The following is a 19,725-nucleotide window of genomic DNA, read 5'->3' on the forward strand; positions in this document are numbered from 1 at the left end:
ATAATGAAGCGGTGAGGAAGTGACTGTAAATGATAGAATCCAAAAAAAGATGGCGTTTGACAGAGCCGGATGAGCAGGCAGTTCTGGAAATTCAACAGGAATTATCCCTTTCTTCCGTGCTTTCGAAAATTCTTGTGAGCAGGGGAATCGGGACAGCGGAAGAAGCCCGCGCGTTCATGGCGACGGATGCTGCTGCCATACATAATCCTTATTTGATGAAAGATATGGACATCGCTGTAGAACGTATCCGCAGAGCTGTCGAGACACAGGAAAAAATAATCGTATACGGAGATTATGACGCAGACGGTGTCACGAGCACTGCTGTCATGATGACCGTTTTGCAGGATTTGGGAGCAGATGTTTCATTCATGATCCCAAATCGTTTTAAACATGGCTACGGCCCGAATAAAGAATTGTTCCAGCAGGCATATGATAAGGGTGTGAAATTGATCATTACGGTCGATAACGGGATTTCCGGTGTCGAACAGGTGGATTTTGCAGTCGGGCTTGGCATGGACGTCATCATCAGTGATCACCACGATATCGGCGATACGCTGCCGAACGCGCTGGCGATCATCCACCCGCGCCATCCGGAAGGTGAATATCCATTCGGTGAATTGGCGGGCGTCGGTGTGGCCTTTAAAATGGCGCATGCCCTTTATGAAGAAATGCCCGATCATCTGATTGAACTTGTCGCCATTGGAACCATTGCGGATCTTGTGCCGATGCACGGCGAAAACCGCATATTTGTGAAAGAAGGGCTGCAGGCTTTGCGCGATTCACCGCGCCCGGCAATCGAAGCGTTAGCAGAAGTCACTGGGGTCAAGCAGGATGAAATTAATGAAGAGACGATTGGCTTCATGTTCGGTCCGCGTATTAACGCGATCGGCCGTCTGCAGGACGCGGACCCGGCTGTAACGATGCTGCTGACGGAAGATCCGGCCGAGGCACGTTCGTTGGCAGACGGACTCGATGCGCTCAATAAAGAACGGCAGGCAATCGTCAAGCAGATTGCTGAAGAAGCGACGGCTCAGGTGGAAACCAACTATCCGGAAGGTCCACCGCATGTTATCATCGTCGAGCAGCAAGGCTGGAACCCCGGTGTCGTCGGCATCGTGGCTTCGAAACTGGTAGAGAAATATTACCGGCCGACAATCGTATTGTCGCTGGATCCGGAAACGGGCAAAGCGAAAGGTTCGGCTCGCAGCATTGAAGGTTTTCATCTCTACAACGAACTGGCGGAAAACCGTGATATCCTGCCGGCATTCGGAGGACATCCGATGGCTGCCGGAATGACGCTGGAAGCAGCGGACGTTGCGGAGCTTCGGACGCGTCTGAACAAACAGGCGGAAGCCGTTCTGTCGGCGGAAGACCTCTTGCCGGTCGTTGACATCGACATACCGGTCGAGCTCGAAGAAATCGATACGGAAACAATTGAATCGATGCGTTATCTGGCACCGTTCGGCATGGGCTTTGCCAAGCCGAAGTTTTTTATCAAAGGCGTCAGAGTGGCATCCATCCGGAAAATCGGCGCAGCTCAGAACCATTTGAAAGTGGAGCTTGCCTCCGGCGGTTCTTCACTTGATGCCGTCGGATTCGGTATCGGCGAAATCGGTGATCAATTGACGCCGGATGTCCTGATCGATGTGATCGGTGATCTGCAGATCAATGAATGGAACGGTCGCAAAAAAGCGCAATTATTGATAGAAGATATCCGTACTGACCAATGGCAATTATTCGATATCCGGGGCATTCGCCAGGTAGCCCGCTGGTCGAAAATGATTCCGGAGCGGGATCAGGTATATTTGGCTTTCAATCCCGAAACGGTGGCGGTTTTCAAAACATTGATCCAGCACCCGATCCACACGCCCGAAAACATCACAGAGTTCGAAAGTTCCAAGCATCACCTGGTACTGCTGGATCTGCCTGAATCGGAAGAACAGCTGGAGGGCGTACTGAAAGACCTTAATCCGAAACGGATCTATGCACATTTCTACGCCAAGGAATCGCAGTATTTCGAGCAGATTCCGACGCGCGAACAATTTAAATGGCTTTTTGCATTCATTAAGAAACGCGGCACGTTCGATTTCAAGAAACATTGCGACGAACTGGCAAAGCATAAAGGCTGGACCCGGGATTCATTATTTTTCATGTTGCAGGTGTTTTTTGAACTTGGTTTTGTTACACTTAACAATGGACTTACTGAGATTGCAGAATCTCCAGGCAAACGAGATTTGGCTGACGCGCCGAGCTACAAGAAACGCGAACAGCAGATTGCTCTGGAACAGAAGCTTTTGTATGCGTCCTATCGAGACTTAAAAGAGTGGTTCGACGCGAAAGTGTCTGCCAAGGAGGAACAGGTATGGATTTAAAAAAGTACATTACAATTGTTGAAGATTGGCCGAAACCAGGCATCCGTTTCAAGGATATAACTTCTTTGATGGACGATGGAGCAGCTTATAAATACGCGACTGACCAGATCGTGGAATATGCAAAACAAGTCGATGCAGATATTATCGTCGGCCCGGAAGCCCGTGGATTTATCATCGGCTGCCCTGTGGCATATGCGCTTGGACTTGGTTTTGCCCCTGTCCGCAAGGAAGGCAAATTGCCACGTGAAGTCATTCGCGCGGAATACGGCCTGGAATATGGCAAAGACGTCCTGACGATGCACAGTGATGCGATTAAGCCGGGGCAGCGCGTGTTAATCACCGATGATCTTCTGGCTACAGGAGGAACGATCGAGGCGACTATCAATTTGGTTGAACAGCTTGGCGGAATTGTTGCAGGCTGTGCATTCCTTATCGAATTGACTTATTTGGATGGCCGTGACAAGCTCGTAGGATACGAAGTTCGTACACTTTTGCAATATTAATGAAAGATGGAGACAGCCCGGAACGCAATTTGCGTTGCGGGCTGTTTTTGTTATGAATTTTTTATTTCCCAGCGGGTATGGAAAGAAAAAACGACGATCAAAGAGGTGTCAATATGCTGAAATGGGATGACAATCATTATCCATCAAATAACGGGCCGCTGATCGACATGCTGCTTGAAACGGAAGAGCCGCTCCAAAGTATCACCGAAGAAACACAGCAGCTGTACGATCAAATCAGAAAGCCGCTAAAGCCTCCAAAAAATATACGCAAAAAAACGCTGTCGGAAAAATTCTGGTCCCTGATTTCGACTGACTTCGCAATCGATGACAAAAAAGAAATCGGTTTTAAGGCAGAAGAAGAACAAATCCTTCCTTATTGGAAAAATGAACTGGACAGCGAATACGAACGCCTCCAGGAAGTTACCGGCAATTACATATCGGTGACGCAATTCGGCGCGCGCGGAGATGGCCGGACGGATTCGACCGCAGCTTTCAAAGGAGCGTTCGGCAATGGTGGCAGAAAAATTTTCGTGCCGGAAGGTGTTTATATTGTAAAGGGATTGAAGCTCCCTTCCTGGACAAGGCTTGTCGGCGCGGGCAAAGGCAAAACGATCTTACGCCTTCACAATAACACGCCAAAACGCCGTACACTCCTCGCCAATAGGAACCCGATCCGCGGCAACCGCAATATTGCAGTGGAAGGGCTGACGCTCGATTGGAACATGGAGCGGCTGTCTGCCGATCAGAAAACGGCGACAGGAAATAATTTATCCAGCTGCCTGACTTTCGCCAAGGTCCGCTATGGATGGGTGAGGGATGTCGATGCCTTAAATCCGGGTCTTCATTGTTTTGACATTTCGTCCTCGTACTATAGTTACGCCGGTGACGGCACTAAAGCGAAAGGCGGCAGCAGTTACGTTTGGCTCAATCGCGTCACCGGTTCGGGTTTTGGCGACGACGGAGTGACGACGCATCACAGCGACCATATTTTCATCTCGAACAGCCATTTCAGCGATCCGTGCGGGCGGTCGCATAAACGGGGTTTTTCAAATTCCAACGGTTTTGAAATCGATGACGGCTCGACAAATATCTGGCTCGCCAATAATTCGAGCACCCGCTGTTTTGGCGGTGTGGAAATAAAAGCGCATGAAACTTCTTCCGCCGCGTCCGGTGTGCATATCTCCGGCCATCTATCGGTGAACGACAACCGTGCATTCAACTTCCGCCATATTGGACACCATCAACCGGGAGACGATGAATCTCAATCTGCTTATATGATAAGTGCGCAGAAACTCGTAGCGATCCATCCGGTCAGGACGGAACTCTATAAAAATTCTTCACCGCGGGCATTGGTGGTTTCAGGTTATAAGAATGTGGTGGTTAACCGGTTTTTATTCGCAGGAGATCCTCAATATGATTACAGGCATCAGACCGCCGCTTCCATACAGTTCCGTGCACGGAATGTGGCTCTGGCAAATGGCCGGTTTCAAGGTTTTCGGCGGGCGGCAATAGATCTGACGATTGCTTCAGGCAATAAAAACGTCCAAAACGTCTTAGTGCAAAGTGTTCATTCTCATAACTCTGCACCAGCGATCATTGACTCAGGAGACAGTGAAACCGAGGTCAGATTGAACATGATTTTGCGGACTGAAACATAATAATGACATGGCATCGAATTAGGGTGTTGATATAATTTCCATTTACTGTTAATCGTTTTAATTATATAGCTGTCGTCAGTTGACCAAGCTTTACAATTTACCCTAAAGTTTTCTATAATATATAGATATACTTTTCGAAAAAAGAGGAGCAAGGTGGGCAATTATGGCGAAAGACCAAGTAAAAACAGCTGAAGATGTATTTGATATCGTTGCTTCGTATATGAACAAGGAAAATGTTGAAATTATCCGAAGAGCTTATCAGGTGGCATATGATGCCCATATGGGACAATTCCGCAAATCTGGGGAACCTTATATTGTCCATCCGGTTCAGGTGGCGGGTATACTCGCAGAACTGGAAATGGATCCCGCTACGGTAGCTGCGGGCTTTTTGCATGACGTCGTAGAAGATACGGATGTCAGTCGGGAAGACATCGTCCGTGATTTCGATGAGGAAGTTGCGCTGCTCGTAGACGGCGTAACCAAGTTGAGCAAAATTAAATACATGTCGAAAGAAGAACAACAGGCGGAGAATCACCGCAAAATGTTCGTGGCGATGGCCCAGGACATCCGTGTTATCCTGATCAAACTGGCTGACCGTCTGCATAATCTTCGAACGTTGAAATACCAGTCGGTCGAAAAGCAGCGCATCAAAGCAAATGAAACACTGGAAATCTTCGCACCGATTGCCCATCGTCTTGGTATCAATACCATCAAATGGGAACTCGAAGACACCGCTCTCCGTTATCTGAATCCACAGCAGTATTACCGCATTGTCAATCTGATGAAGAAAAAGCGCACTGAGCGTGAAGAATATCTCAATAATGTGATGGATGAAATCCGCGTCCAGCTGGAAGATGTGGATATCAAAGCGGATCTGTTCGGCCGTCCGAAACATATTTACAGCATCTACAAAAAAATGGCGATGCAAAACAAGCAGTTCAACGAAATCTATGATTTATTGGCAGTCCGCATCACGGTTGAAAGCATCAAGGATTGCTATGCGGTGCTGGGCATCATCCATTCTACATGGAAACCGATGCCGGGCCGTTTCAAAGATTACATCGCTATGCCGAAACAGAATCTTTACCAGTCCCTGCATACGACGGTTATCGGGCCACAGGGGGATCCGCTCGAAGTGCAGATCCGCACCGAAGAAATGCACCGCATCGCAGAATACGGTGTAGCAGCACACTGGGTCTATAAAGAAGGCAAAACTTCAGACAAACCGATCAGCTCCGTCGACTCCCGCCTGTCCTGGTTCCGTGAAATCCTTGATTTCCAGAACGAATCAGACAATGCCGAAGAATTCATGGAGTCGCTTAAATTCGACCTGTTTTCCGATATGGTCTATGTGTTCTCGCCAAAAGGTGATGTCATCGAAATGCCATCGGGCTCCTGTCCAATCGACTTTGCCTACCGCGTGCATTCCGAAATCGGCAATAAAACGATCGGTGCCAAAGTGAACGGCAAGATGGTGCCGCTGGATACCCAATTGAACACTGGAGATATCGTAGAAATCCTGACATCAAAACAATCATTCGGCCCGAGCCGTGATTGGCTGAAAATCGCCAAGTCGACGCAGGCCAAAAATAAAATCCGCCAATTCTTCAAAAAGCAATTGCGCGAAGACAATGTGCAAAAAGGCAAAGAAATGATCGAGCGCGAGATCAAAGCGCAGGATTTTGTGCCGAAAGAAATCCTTACCAATGAAAACATCAAACGTGTCTGCGAGAAATTCAACTTTGCGGGTGAAGATGATATGTACGCTGCAGTCGGATTTACAGGAATCACCGCTCAGCAGGTCGTCAATCGCCTTGCCGAAAAAGAACGGAAGAAACGCGAGCAGGAAGAAGCACTCGAAAAGATCACCGTCGAGATGAAATCGAATCAGCCGCGCAAACAGACCGAATCCGGTGTCATCGTCCGCGGCATCGACAATATGATGATCCGCCTGTCGAAATGCTGCAATCCGGTTCCGGGAGACGCCATCATCGGTTTTATTACCAAGGGGCGCGGAGTTTCCGTCCACCGTGCCGACTGTCCGAACGTCCGGGCAAACGAAAACGATCGCCTCATCCCAGTTGAATGGGAGCACGGGGAATTGCCGGATAACAAATCTTATCAAATCGATATCGAAGTGCAGGCCTTTGACCGCACCGGCCTCATCAATGAAGTGATGCATATGGTCAGCGAAACCAAGACGACCATCGTCGCTGTCAGCGGCCGCGCGGATACCGATAAAATCGCGACCATCAACCTGTCGCTCATGATTCCGCATATCACCCACCTCAACCGGGTAGTGGAGCGGATCAAGCAATTACCGGATGTCTATTCGGTAACGCGGGTCACGAATTAAGGAGGAGCTATGCGAGTTATTCTTCAACGCAGCAAAAGAGCATCCGTGACCGTCGATGGCACCGTCACCGGAGAGATTTCTTCCGGATACGTGCTGCTCGTCGGGGTCACGCACGAAGATACAAAAGAAGACGCTGAATATTGTGCGCGGAAAATCGCACAGATGCGGCTGTTCGAAGACGAAGAAGGCAAGATGAACCGCTCGATTTACGATAACGGCGGTGATGTTTTGTCCATCTCCCAATTCACGTTGTATGGCAATATCCGTAAAGGCCGTCGACCAAGTTTTGTCGAAGCCGCCCGTCCGGATCACGCCGAACCTTTATGGCATTATTTCAATGAAGTCTTGCGAAATGAAGGGTTAAAAGTGGAAGAAGGCGTCTTTGGCGCCATGATGGACGTCGAACTGGTGAACGATGGACCGGTGACGATGATTGTGGAGTCGAAATAAATATTTAAAATGGCGATGCGGAGGGTTCCGTGTCGCCGTTTTTAATAGTGAAATTTTTTGAAGTTTTTCCTAACCGCAACTAAATAACGATTTACCGCAACTAATAGGTGAATTTCCGCAACTAAATAGCCGATTTCCGCAACTAAAAGTTCAAATTGCGCAACTAATAAAATGGAGAAGTATAATATATCCAAAATCTTTCTCTCGTAAAGAAAAAGCTGTCCGCAATGGACAGCTTTTTCTTATTTCCCTAATTGTGCATCAAAATAACTGATTGTTCCCTGGTACAAGCCCAGTGCTGCCTGTTCGCGGAATTGTACGGAAGAGATCAGGCGTTCTTCGTTGTAATTGCTCAGGAATCCGAGTTCGACCAGCACCGCTGCCTGGCGGTTTTCGCGGAGCACCAGGTAATTGCCCGGCTGCACGCCGCGGTCGCGGATCGTCAGCTTATTGCTGAGGCCGGCGTTCAGATAGCTGGCGAGTTCCTGTTGGTAGCCGTGCGTATAATAGGAGGTGAAACCGGAAACGCTATTGTCTTCCGTTGCATCGTAATGGATGCTGATAAAAGCGTCTGCTGCAACATTATGTGCTTCAGCCACCCGTTTGCGAAGGTCGACATAGACATCAGACTGGCGTGTCATATGCACTTCTGCTCCTGCTGCCTGCAGATGCTGCGACAGGAGTTCCGCTGTTTTCAGCGTCAACCCTTTTTCTTCCGTTTTGCGGGCGCCAAGTGTGCCGCCGTCATTGCCGCCATGTCCCGGATCGAGAACGATCGTCAGGCCGTTCAGCGTGCCTTTTTTGCGTGCCGGCTTCTGTTCCTGGCCTGTAATTTCCTGTTCACCTGCAACAACTACCCATGCGGCGATAAAACCGGTTCCGCCACCGGAAAGTGCCACCTGATACCAGTCACCTTGTTTCGCTGTTACAGTCAATTGGTCGCCTGCATTTGCGCGTGCAGCAACTTCAGCGGACGTCGTGGCTTGTGTCCGGATGTTCGTGCCATTCGTTTGTACAGTTATCGTTTCAATGCTGCTGTCGGTTTTCTTCTCCACAGTTTCATTGGAAAGGTGGCCATAAAAAGAATAGACCCAGCCGGTTTTATTGCCATCCAATTGGATTTTCACCCAATTGCCTGCCAGTTCGAGTACCGGATAAATTTCGCCTTTTTTTACTGTCCCTTGTTTCGAAGAGCTGAGATCCGGTTTTTTGCGGACATTCAACGCGTCCACAGCAATTTCAATGGAAGAGACGTCGCTCGCCGCCGGGGCAGGTTTCGCATTCGAATTGACGTTGATGCTTATGTATTCTTTCGAAACAAAGCCGCGGCTGCCGCGGAATTCAACCTCGACCCAGCCGTTTGAATCATTCAGGACGGTGGCTTGTTCGCCGGCGTTCATCTGGGTAAGAACCGATGCGGATAGATCTGGCTGCGCCCGGACATTCAAACGGTTTACGGAAGATACTGCAGTTTTGCCTGATGAAGCTTCAGCAGATGCAGAACTTTTTGTCACCCAGGATGCAATCCAGCCCGTTTCACCTGAAACCGCAACTTCGATCCAGTCGCCGCTTCTTGAAAGTTCTTCGACACTGTCGCCTTCCTTCATCGAGTCGATAACGGGGTAAGACAGGCCGGGTCCACTGCGGACGTTGACGGACGCCGCTGAAACTTCAATCTCACCGTTGTTTGCTGAGACAGTCGAACTTTCGCCAAAGGGCAATGCCTGTGCAACCAGTAAAATCGTTATTATGTATGTAATTATGGATTTTCGGTTCATATAGCACCTCCTCTTAGGATGTTGTTTTTATTTTAGCAAATTAATCATGTGAAATGTGAAAAAGGTTGACAATGTTGACGGGAAAATTTAAGATTAAGCTTATTATATGAAACAGCACGCCGTTGAAGAAGAAAGTAACCGCATGATTGGCTGAAAAGAGAGGGGAAGTCCCGGGCTGCAAACTTCCCTGCAGAAATATGTGGTGAAAAACACTTATGAGGCTCCTTTCTGAACGATGTCCGGCATTAGCCGGCGCAACTAGTAGGAAGGGACGGAACCGGCCGTTATCCGGGAATGAGAGGATGCGAGTTTTTTCGCATCAACTAGGGTGGAACCGCGGAAGCTTGAATACAGGCTCTCGTCCCTTGCGAAAGCAAGGGGCGGGGGCTTTTTTGTATGGAAAAAAAGAGGAGTGTTGAACATGGGGAAGAATATTCAATTGCCGCGCGGCACCTATGATGTGCTGCCGGACCAATCCGCCAAATGGCAGGAAGTCGAACAAAAGATCAATGAGCTTTGCAGACTTTATCAATACAAAGAAATCCGGACGCCAATCTTTGAACATACGGAATTGTTCCAGCGGGGTGTAGGGGATACGACCGATATCGTCCAAAAGGAAATGTACACTTTCCAGGACCGCGGCGACCGTTCGCTGACGCTGCGTCCGGAAGGCACTGCTTCCGTTGTGCGTTCGTACGTTGAAAATAAATTATTCGGTTTGCCGGATCAGCCGGTCAAACTTTCTTATATGGGTCCGATGTTCCGGTATGAACGGCCACAGGCAGGGCGTATGCGCCAATTCGTCCAGTTCGGGGTGGAAGCGATCGGCTCGAAAGATCCTGCGATTGATGCGGAAGTGATTTCACTCGCAATGGAAGTGTACCGTTCAGTCGGATTGAAGCAGCTTCGTCTCGTCATTAATTCGCTCGGAGATACCGCCAGCCGCATTGCTCACAAAGAAGCGCTGATCAAACACTTTGAACCGCGTATAGAGGAGTTCTGCGGAGATTGCCAGGCGCGTTTGACGAAAAATCCGCTGCGCATCCTGGATTGCAAAGTGGACCGCAATCACGAATTGATGGGAACCGCGCCATCTTTGGCCGATTTCCTCAATGAAGAATCTCAAAGCTATTTCGATGGTGTGAAAGCTTATCTTGGAGCGCTGGGCATCGATTATGTCGTCGATCCTAATCTGGTGCGGGGCCTTGATTATTATAATCACACTGCATTTGAAATCATGAGCGATGCAGAAGGTTTCGGTGCGATTACCACGCTTTGCGGGGGCGGTCGCTATAATGGCCTTGTCGAAGACCTTGGCGGACCGGAATCGCCTGGTATCGGTTTCGCAATGAGTATCGAGCGGCTCTTGCTGGCACTGGAAATGGAAGGTGTGGAAATCGCTCAATCATCAGACCTTGAAGTCTATGTCGTGGCGATGGACGAATCGACGAAGAAAAAAGCATTTACGGTAGTGCGTGACCTCCGCGATAACGGCATTTCCGCCGATATGGATTTCAATGGCCGCAAAGTTAAAGCACAAATGAAATCAGCAGACCGCAAACACGCCGCTTATGTAATCGTCATCGGCGAAACCGAACTCGAAAGTGGTAAAGTTGCCCTAAAGAATATGTTGACAGGTGAGCAGCAGGAGCTGGCTTTTGAAGCGATTGCGGATGCGATTTTGGAAAGTAAATAAAGAATAACCTACTCAATACCGCTTCTTCGCTTTGGATAGTGCAAAGATTTGCTCCTGGACTGGAAAAGTGTCTTTAACAAAAAGAGTATATAAGATATGGAGCAAAACAGCGAAGACGCCCAGGGGAGCAGGCGGATGCCGACGAAGTGCAAGATCCACTCGGTCGAAGTGAAACGAGACCGAGTTAGCTCAGCGCAAGCCCCCAGGCAAGCGAAGCTGTTTTGCGGAATATCGTTTCTATAAGAACGATTTATTTATATAGAAGAAAAATGTGAAGAAACAATTGGAGGAGTTAGTATGTCAAGAACGCATTATTGTGGTGAAGTGAACGAAACGGCTATCGGCCAGCGCGTTTCCATCAAAGGCTGGGTACAAAAACGCAGAGATTTAGGTGGTTTGATATTTGTAGATGTCCGTGATCGTTCGGGTATTGTACAGGCCGTTTTCAATCCCGAAATTTCGATGGAAACTGTCCAAATCGGTGAAAAACTGCGCAGTGAATTCGTTATCCATATCGAAGGATTGGTCGTGGAGCGTGCGGATGGTCAAATCAACACCACGCTGAAAACCGGTAAAATCGAGATTCAAGTTGATTCGGCAAGCATCATCAACGCGGCGAAAAATCCGCCGTTCGCGATTGAGGACAATACGGATGTCAGTGAAGACCTTAGACTGAAATACCGTTACCTGGACCTTCGCCGCCCGGAGATGTATGAAACGTTCAAAATGCGTTCGGAAGTCACAAAATCCATCCGCCGATTCCTGGATGAAGAAGGATTTCTGGAAGTCGAAACACCGATACTGACGAAATCGACTCCGGAAGGCGCACGTGATTACTTGGTGCCGAGCCGCGTGCACGACGGTGAATTCTACGCCTTGCCGCAATCTCCGCAGTTGTTCAAACAAATGCTGATGGTATCAGGTTTTGACAAATATTACCAAATAGCCCGTTGTTTCCGGGATGAAGACTTGCGTGCAGACCGCCAGCCGGAATTCACTCAAATCGACATGGAAATGAGTTTCCAGACGATGGAAGAAATCCTGGAAATGAATGAACGGCTGATGGTACAAATGATGAAGGAAGTAAAAGGCGTTGACATCGAACCGAAATTCGAGCGCATGGAATATACGGAAGCGATGGATCGTTTCGGCTCCGACAAACCGGATGTCCGCTTTGCCCTGGAACTTGTGAATGTTTCAGATTTGGTGAAAGATTCTTCCTTCAAAGTTTTTGCCGGCGCAGTCGAAAATGGCGGACAGGTAAAATTGATTAATGTCAAAGGCCAGGCAGCCAACTATTCGCGTAAAGACATCGATGCACTCGGTGAATTTGCCGGACGCTACGGTGCGAAAGGCCTTGCATGGCTGAAAGTCGAAGAGGATGGCGTCAAAGGGCCGATTGCAAAATTCTTTGAAGGCGAAGCAGCCCAGTCTTTGATTGGCGCAGCTGATGCTGAAGCTGGAGATCTGCTGTTGTTTATCGCAGATAAGAAATCTGTAGTGGCAGACACATTAGGTGCTCTCCGCATGAAATTTGGCAAGGAGCTCGGGTTGATTGATGAGTCGGTTTATAAATTCCTGTGGATCACCGACTGGCCGCTGTTTGAATACGATGACAAAGAAGGACGTTATTATGCGGCACACCATCCGTTTACGATGCCGTATGAAGAAGACATCGATAAATTATCAAGTGATCCACAAAATGTCCGTGCGCAAGCCTATGACCTGGTATTGAACGGCTTTGAATTGGGCGGGGGATCGGCGCGTATTTACCGCCGTGACATCCAGGAGAAAATGTTTGAAGTTCTCGGATTTACAGAAGAGGAAGCACGCTCACAATTCGGTTTCCTGATGGAAGCATTTGAATATGGCACACCACCACACGGAGGCATCGCTTTCGGATTGGATCGCTTGGTGATGCTGTTGGCAGGACGCACGAATCTCCGCGACACCATCGCATTTCCGAAGACGGCCAGTGCCAGCGACCTGTTGACAAATGCGCCGAGTCCGGTTGCACAAGAACAGCTTGATGAATTAAGCCTATCACTGAATGTTCAGAATAATTCAAAAGGGCTAGAGTAAAACGGTTGTAGAATTTTGCGGCGTGTGCTAATATAACCTTAGTAGAGAATCCTGATGTGTTCGTTACAGGCAATTCAGTTTTGACCCAACATTTTGTCGTCGGGAGACCGGATTTCAACGTGGCTAACATGCCTTAACCGGAAGTTATAAGCGCTGAAGAGGTCACCCACCTGCTAGAAGCGGGTTCAAAAACGATATGCAACTTACTGACGGCACGATTGGGATTCTCACTTAATATTAACTTCAACCCCTTCAGCTATTTGCTGGAGGGTTTTTATATGTGTCCAGGCTTCAGCGGCCCAGCTCTTCGGGTCATAAGCCACTCTGGCTATGCGGCTGAATAGACGCCGCTTCGCCAGATCGTCTTATGCCTTTCAGAGCTTAACGGGCGCTGTCGCTTTTCTTAGTGTATAATTTCTAATAGGTTAAAACCCAATTTAATTGTTGAATTAAAAATCTATAAGTAGCCGATATTCCGCAAAACAGCTTCGAAGACATTAGCCGAAGCTTCTGAGGCTAAGTCTTTGCGACGAAGCAGCGCAGCGATGCAGGAGCACCCGAACAACTCGCCCTTCGTCGAAACGACGTTGGAAAGTCAACGCCGTTTCTGCCCCCTGGGCGTCTTCGCTGTTTTGCTTCATATCCAAGATACTCTCTCAAACAAAGCCACTTTCCTAGCGCCGAAGCGGTGTATAAAAGTTAGCTTATTTGATTGAACTCAACAAACCACTCATCACGAAAGGCAGGAAAACTATGTTACATCAATTTTCACGAAATGAACTTGCAGTAGGTAAAGAAGGAATTGAAATGCTGAAGGATTCGACAGTGGCAATCCTTGGAGTCGGAGGCGTCGGCTCATTCGCAGCTGAAGCCTGTGCTAGAAGCGGCATCGGCCGCATCATCCTGGTCGACAAGGACAATGTCGACATCACCAACGTCAACCGGCAGCTGGTAGCCAATCTGTCCACAATCGGGCAGTCAAAAAGTGCCGTCATGAAAAACCGGATTGCTGATATAAATGAAGATTGTGAAGTCATCGATTTGCATATGTTCTATACAGAAGATACCTATGAGGAGTTTTTCAGTTACAACCCGGATTACGTTGTCGATGCATCCGATACCATGATCTACAAAGTGCATCTGATGCAGGAATGCCATAGACGCGGCGTAAAAATAATTTCCAGCATGGGCGCCGCCAATAAAACCGATCCGACCCGTTTTAAGATCGCTGATATTTCTAAAACACATACCGATCCATTGGCAAAAATCATCCGCAAGAAATTGCGCCAGGCAGGAATCCGTAAAGGAATTCCGGTTGTCTTTTCAGATGAAAGCCCGATCATTGTCCGCGAAGATGTTGTCGGAAGTGTCGGCAAGCCCGATGCGGCCATCCGCAAAGCGAAAATGCCGCCATCTTCCAACGCCTTTGCACCATCGACAGTCGGCCTGATCTGCGCCAGCTGGGTGGTCAATGATATTACGTCATCGATACCGATCAATCGCGTTCGTACCAATTAAAGGTATAGAAAGAAAACTTAGTTAAGCGATATTCCGCAAAACAGCTTCGCTTGCCTGGGGGCTCGCACTGAGCTAACTCGGGCTCGTTTCACTTCGCCCGAGTGGATCTCAGCACTTCGCTTGGTCCCCATGGCGTCTTCGCTGTTTTGCTCCATATCTCAGTATGTCTTCTATAAAAAGAATTGTCTTTTTCATTTCTGTTTTAAGAAGGTTACATTTCAATTCTAAACAGAACCAGAATGAAGCGTCAGGCGGTGAAGTGCAAAGATGTGCTCCTGCATCGCTTCGCTGCTTCGTCGCAAAGATTTGCCCTCGCAGGCTTCGGCCAAAGTCTTTCCTGCGGGAACTAGAGCGAGTCCTGAGACCCCGCAGGTAGCGAAGCGGACGAGGAGGCTCAGGCCGCTCCCCGCAGAAAGGATCCGCCTAGAGCGAAATGATTTGTGAAACTGACAATAACAGAAAACCAAAAAATCCGGTCCATTTGAAATGGGCCGGATTTCTTTGATTTATTTTTTATTTTTCCGAAACGATTTCAACTTTTCATAGATGCCGGCGAACTTTTTCTCTTCACCTGCAATGACAGGTTTGTAAAACTCGGCCTTCCCGACTTCTTTCGGCAGATAATCCTGATCTGCCCAGCCGCCGAACGATCCGATTGGTGTATCGTGCGGATACTGATAACCGCCGTGTCCAAGCTCGGCACTGCCGGCGTAATGGGTGTCGCGCAGGTGCATCGGTATGTCGCCGGTCAATCCTTTATTGATGGCAGCTGTTGCGGCATCGATCGCTTTATAAGCCGAATTGGATTTTTCGGATAAGCACATTTCAGCTACTGCCTGCGCAAGGGGTATTCGTGCTTCCGGCAATCCGAGCCGGTCAGCTGCCTGGCAGGCGGCCAGCACATGAGGGCCGACAGCCGGGTTGGCGAGGCCGATGTCTTCGTAAGCCATAACAAGCAGGCGGCGGGTGACGGCGGTCAAATCGCCGTTCTCCAAAAGATGTGCTAGATAATACATCGCCGCGTTGATGTCGCTGCCGCGGACGGATTTCTGAAGAGCCGACAGAAGATTAAAGAAATGAGATCCCTTTTTATCGCCGAACACGCCGACCCGTTTAATCATCTGTTCGATCATCTGGTCTTCGACGAGGTATTTGCCGTCTTCTTCATCCGATGCGATAACGATCGATTCAAGCATCGTCAACGCTTTACGCGCGTCGCCATTCGTGCCTTCTGCGATGCGTTCAACCTGTGCCGCAGAAATCACAATTTCTTCCCGGCCCAGTCCACGTTTTGTATCTTCCAATGCCGACTGCAGCAAAGAGACGATGTCTTCGTGGGTCAGCCGTTTTAATTGTTTGATTTCGCCGCAGCGCGAACGGATGGCCGGATTGACGTCATGGAAAGGGTTTTCTGTCGTGGCGCCGATCAGAACAATTGAGCCGCTTTCGACATGTGGCAACAGCGCATCCTGCTGAAGTTTATTGAAGCGATGAATTTCATCAAGAAACAGGAGAACTTTGCCGGTGACGCGTGCTTCCCTGACCACGTCCTCGACATCTTTTTTGCCGGAAGTTGTCGCATTCAATGCGATGAACGGCAAATTCGAGGTGCCGGCGATGGCATGGGCGATCGACGTCTTGCCGATTCCCGGTTCGCCGTATAGAAGCATGGACGGCACATGGCCGTTGTGAATCATTTTATATAAAGCCGTATGCGGGCCGATGACATCGTGCTGTCCGACGACTTCATCGATGGTGCGCGGCCGCATGCGAAAAGCCAATGGTTCATTGTGCAATGAAAAAAACTCCTCTCGTGCATCACTTCCATCAGTATATCGCGACACGTTTCAAAAGTCATTGCAAGTCCATAAGGCCTGTTTTATGCTATACTGTTTTGAAGAATAATGGAATCTGACTCAGAGGTGTATTTATGAAAATTTCGACTAAAGGACGGTACGGTTTAACAATTATCATCGCGTTGGGCAAAGAATACGGAGAAGGCCCGATGCCGCTGCGGAAGATTGCCGCAGAGCACGATCTTTCAGAAGCTTATCTGGAACAACTAGTGGCACCGCTGCGCAATGCCGGATTGGTGAAAAGTGTACGAGGCGCTTACGGGGGCTATATGCTGGCGCGCCATCCGAGAGAAATATCGGCGGGCGATGTGATCCGCGTGCTGGAAGGGCCGATTCAGCCGGTTGAAGGCATAGAAGATGAGGCACAGCCGCAGCGTGAACTGTGGATCCGCATCCGCGATGCCGTGAAAAATGTGCTGGATACCACGACGATCGAAGATCTGGCCAACCAGCAGGAATCGACGACAGAAAATTATATGTTCTATATATAGAGGAGTTTAGACAATGAACCGAATTTATCTTGATCATGCGGCCACTTCTCCGATGCATCCGGAAGTGGTCGACTTGTTTTCAAAAAGATTGGCAGAAATATACGGCAATCCTTCGAGCATCCACGGCACAGGCCGTGATGCACGGAAAGTTCTGGACGAAGCCCGCAGTGGCCTTGCGGAGAGCATCAATGCCGATGACCCCGAAATCATTTTCACGAGCGGGGGAACAGAATCAGATAACCTCGCCATTTTTGGTACAGCACTGAAAAAAGAAGGCAAACACATCATCACTTCACAAATCGAACATCATGCAGTGCTTCATGCCTGCCAGAAACTTGAACGTGACGGCTATGAAATTACTTACCTGCCGGTTGACAGCGATGGGCTCGTGAAGGCGGATGACGTGAAAAAAGCGCTCAGGGACGATACAATTCTGGTGACGATCATGCTCGGCAACAATGAAGTAGGAAGCGTCCAGCCGATTGCTGAAATCGGCGCTTTACTGGAAGGCACAGAAACGGTTTTCCATACCGACGCGGTACAGGCTTATGGCGTTTTGCCGATTGACGTCAAGGAATTGAAAGTCGATTTATTGTCCGTATCGGCACATAAGCTGAACGGGCCAAAAGGCATCGGTTTTCTGTACCAGCGAAAAGGCATCAGTCTGGCTCCGCTAAGCTACGGCGGGGAACAGGAACGCAAACGCCGGGCGGGAACCGAAAACGTTCCGGCCATCAGTGCTTTTGCAAAAGCGGTCTCCATATCGCTTGAAACAATGGAGCAAAAAAAGACTGATTTCCTGCAATACAAAAAAATCTTCAAAAATACACTCGACAACGCGGGCGTAACTTATAAAGAGAATGGCGCACAGCAAATGCCGCATATTCTCAATTTGAGCATTGAAGGAATCGAAATCGAATCATTTCTGGTGAACCTGGATATTGTCGGAATTTCCGCTTCAAGCGGATCCGCCTGTACAGCGGGTTCAATTGACCCATCTCATGTATTGGTGGCGATGTACGGCGAACAGGCCGAAGAGATACGCAATTCGATCCGCTTCAGTTTCGGTCATGGATTGACCGAAGAACAAGTCCGACAAGCGGCTGAAAAAACAGCCCAAATCAGCAAGCGCCTGGCGCTAAAGTGAAAAGGTGATGGATATGACAGAAAAAACACCGCAGGATACGCGGGTAGTTGTCGGCATGTCCGGAGGAGTCGATTCTTCGGTTGCCGCTTATTTATTGAAGGAACAAGGCTATGATGTCATCGGTATCTTCATGAAAAACTGGGACGACACCGATGAAAACGGCGTCTGCACAGCAACAGATGATTACGAGGACGTCATCCGGGTGTGCAACCAGATTGGCATTCCGTATTACGCCGTCAACTTTGAAAAACAATATTGGGATAAGGTTTTCACCTATTTTCTGGATGAATACAAAGCCGGCAGAACACCGAACCCGGATGTAATGTGCAATAAAGAAATCAAATTCAAAGCATTTCTGGAGCATGCGCTCAGCCTTGGAGCGGATTACCTGGCAACAGGCCATTACGCGCAAGTTGCATATACAGACAACGGCGAAACCAAAATGCTGCGCGGCAAGGATAATAATAAAGACCAGACTTATTTCCTCAACCAATTGGATCAGGAGCAATTATCGAAAGTGATGTTCCCAATCGGCCATATGGAAAAGAAACGGGTGCGCGAAATCGCGTTGGAAGCGGGACTTGCGACAGCCACGAAAAAAGATTCGACGGGCATCTGCTTTATCGGCGAGCGCAATTTCAAGGAATTTCTCGGCCAATATCTTCCAGCACAGCCTGGCTCGATGGAAACGCTGGAAGGCATGAAAATGGGTGGACACGACGGTTTGATGTATTACACGATTGGGCAGCGCCAGGGACTCGGCATCGGCGGAGCTGGCGATCCGTGGTTTGTTATCGGCAAAGATCTCGACCGCAATATTTTGTATGTCGGCCAGAATTTCCATCACGATGCGCTATATTCAGACAGCTTGAGTGCAGTGAATTTGAGTTTCACTTCTCAAACTCCACCGGCAGAAAAATTCGATTGCACGGCCAAATTCCGTTACCGCCAGGAAGACACGGGGGTTACGGTTGAAATGAAAGACGGCGAAGCGATCGTCACATTCCACAAGCCGGTTCGCGCCATTACTCCTGGACAAGCAGTCGTTTTCTATGACGGCGACGAGTGCCTGGGAGGCGGAACAATCGATAAAGTGTTTAAAAAAGGCGCACGCCTTGAATACGTAGGGTAATGGGAGAGATTCAGATGAATTACAATGAAATCGGCATACAGGCCATTCAGGATGGCAAAACCGAAGAAGCGGTAGAAGCGTTTACGAATGCAATTGAAGCAGAGCCGGAAAATCCCCTTGGCTATATCAATTTTGGGCATGTTCTGACGTCAATGGACGAAATTGAGCGGGCCGAGCGCTTTTTCCAAAAAGCGATCACGCTGGATGAAACCTCTGCAACTGCCTATTACGGACTGGCCAATCTTTATTTCAACGAAGAGCGCTTTGAAGAAGCTTTAAAGCTGTACGAAAAAGCGGTGCACTATAATTTGGAAGGCGCAGATGCCCATTTCATGATGGGCAAATGCTTGGAGCGGCTGGGCCAGGCCAAACTGGCGCTGCCTTATCTGCAACGTGCAGTGGAATTGGATGAAAGTGACGTTCCTGCCCGCATGAGCTACGGTGTCAGCCTCGCATCAATGGAATTATTCGAGTTGGCGGAGCCGCAATTTCTGAAAGTGCTCCAACTGGAACCTGACCATTCGGATGCGCATTATAATCTGGGTGTGTTGTATGCCGTGTCTACAAATCGTACGGCAGATGCCATGCATCATCTTGAGCAGGCATTTATACTTGATGAAGAAAATGAAATGGCACGTTACGCATATGATATGATAAAAACAAATCTGCAATAAAACAGGAAAGGG

At 48.8% G+C, this 19,725-nt stretch carries 14 protein-coding genes, 1 other RNA gene and 1 other annotated feature; of the genes, 13 read left to right on the top strand and 2 right to left on the bottom strand.

Translation table 11 applies throughout. The features are described 5' to 3' along the window. Positions 1 to 29: 29 nt before the first annotated feature. From recJ to dtd, 5 genes are all read left to right on the top strand, one after another. On the top strand, positions 30 to 2,372 hold the full coding sequence (recJ, locus tag ACFQ1X_RS03685; protein WP_144839082.1) for a single-stranded-DNA-specific exonuclease RecJ: 2,343 nt from the start codon (positions 30 to 32) through the stop codon (positions 2,370 to 2,372). Then, positions 2,363 to 2,875 carry an adenine phosphoribosyltransferase gene (locus tag ACFQ1X_RS03690; protein WP_144839084.1) on the top strand — a complete coding sequence of 171 codons (513 nt, stop codon included), beginning with the start codon at positions 2,363 to 2,365 and terminating at the stop codon, positions 2,873 to 2,875. Before recJ ends, ACFQ1X_RS03690 begins: the two co-directional genes overlap by 10 nt. Positions 2,876 to 2,988: 113 nt before the next feature. Continuing rightward, a complete protein-coding gene (locus ACFQ1X_RS03695) occupies positions 2,989 to 4,533 on the top strand; it encodes a glycosyl hydrolase family 28-related protein (RefSeq protein WP_144839086.1) in 1,545 nt (514 codons plus the stop codon). 163 nt (positions 4,534 to 4,696) lie between these two features. Next, positions 4,697 to 6,889: a RelA/SpoT family protein gene (locus ACFQ1X_RS03700; RefSeq protein ID WP_144839088.1), complete on the top strand. Its 2,193-nt coding sequence runs from the start codon at positions 4,697 to 4,699 to the stop codon at positions 6,887 to 6,889. A gap of 9 nt (positions 6,890 to 6,898) precedes the next feature. After that, on the top strand, positions 6,899 to 7,339 hold the full coding sequence (dtd, locus tag ACFQ1X_RS03705) for a D-aminoacyl-tRNA deacylase (protein WP_144839090.1): 441 nt from the start codon (positions 6,899 to 6,901) through the stop codon (positions 7,337 to 7,339). 242 nt (positions 7,340 to 7,581) lie between these two features. On the opposite strand, the gene ACFQ1X_RS03710 is transcribed toward dtd, so the two are convergent. Continuing rightward, complete coding sequence (locus ACFQ1X_RS03710) at positions 7,582 to 9,117, bottom strand: SH3 domain-containing protein (RefSeq protein WP_144839092.1); 1,536 nt, start codon at positions 9,115 to 9,117, stop codon at positions 7,582 to 7,584. A 113-nt stretch (positions 9,118 to 9,230) separates the two neighbouring features. Further along, positions 9,231 to 9,486: a binding site (T-box leader), on the top strand. A gap of 52 nt (positions 9,487 to 9,538) precedes the next feature. Between ACFQ1X_RS03710 and hisS the strand changes: the two genes are divergently transcribed. From hisS to ACFQ1X_RS03730, 4 genes are all read left to right on the top strand, one after another. Next, positions 9,539 to 10,813 carry a histidine--tRNA ligase gene (hisS, locus tag ACFQ1X_RS03715; RefSeq protein ID WP_144839094.1) on the top strand — a complete coding sequence of 425 codons (1,275 nt, stop codon included), beginning with the start codon at positions 9,539 to 9,541 and terminating at the stop codon, positions 10,811 to 10,813. Between the two features lie 297 nt (positions 10,814 to 11,110). Next, positions 11,111 to 12,895 (top strand): aspartate--tRNA ligase, encoded by a 1,785-nt coding sequence (aspS, locus tag ACFQ1X_RS03720; RefSeq protein WP_144839096.1) that lies wholly within the window; start codon positions 11,111 to 11,113, stop codon positions 12,893 to 12,895. A gap of 45 nt (positions 12,896 to 12,940) precedes the next feature. Beyond that, a non-coding RNA gene (gene ssrS, locus ACFQ1X_RS03725) (6S RNA) lies at positions 12,941 to 13,124 on the top strand. 524 nt (positions 13,125 to 13,648) lie between these two features. Next, a complete protein-coding gene (locus ACFQ1X_RS03730) occupies positions 13,649 to 14,413 on the top strand; it encodes a tRNA threonylcarbamoyladenosine dehydratase (RefSeq protein ID WP_144839098.1) in 765 nt (254 codons plus the stop codon). Between the two features lie 506 nt (positions 14,414 to 14,919). Here the strand turns inward: ACFQ1X_RS03730 and ACFQ1X_RS03735 are convergent. Further along, the gene (locus tag ACFQ1X_RS03735) at positions 14,920 to 16,209 is read right to left on the bottom strand and encodes a replication-associated recombination protein A (protein ID WP_144839100.1); all 1,290 of its coding nucleotides are present in this window, start codon (positions 16,207 to 16,209) and stop codon (positions 14,920 to 14,922) included. A 134-nt stretch (positions 16,210 to 16,343) separates the two neighbouring features. Between ACFQ1X_RS03735 and cymR the strand changes: the two genes are divergently transcribed. The 4 genes from cymR to ACFQ1X_RS03755 are packed head-to-tail and all read left to right on the top strand — an operon-like array spanning position 16,344 to position 19,713. Then, positions 16,344 to 16,760, top strand: coding sequence for a cysteine metabolism transcriptional regulator CymR (cymR, locus tag ACFQ1X_RS03740; RefSeq protein WP_144839102.1), 417 nt, complete (start codon positions 16,344 to 16,346; stop codon positions 16,758 to 16,760). Between the two features lie 13 nt (positions 16,761 to 16,773). After that, positions 16,774 to 17,907, top strand: a complete 1,134-nt coding sequence (locus ACFQ1X_RS03745; protein WP_144839104.1) for a cysteine desulfurase family protein — start codon at positions 16,774 to 16,776, stop codon at positions 17,905 to 17,907. A 13-nt stretch (positions 17,908 to 17,920) separates the two neighbouring features. Then, entirely contained in the window at positions 17,921 to 19,039 is a 1,119-nt protein-coding gene (gene mnmA, locus ACFQ1X_RS03750; RefSeq protein ID WP_144839106.1) for a tRNA 2-thiouridine(34) synthase MnmA, read from the top strand. Between the two features lie 14 nt (positions 19,040 to 19,053). Next, on the top strand, positions 19,054 to 19,713 hold the full coding sequence (locus tag ACFQ1X_RS03755; protein WP_379081407.1) for a tetratricopeptide repeat protein: 660 nt from the start codon (positions 19,054 to 19,056) through the stop codon (positions 19,711 to 19,713). Positions 19,714 to 19,725: the final 12 nt, after the last annotated feature.

This window comes from Metaplanococcus flavidus (assembly GCF_042675885.1).
Lineage (GTDB): Bacteria > Bacillota > Bacilli > Bacillales_A > Planococcaceae > Planococcus > Planococcus flavidus.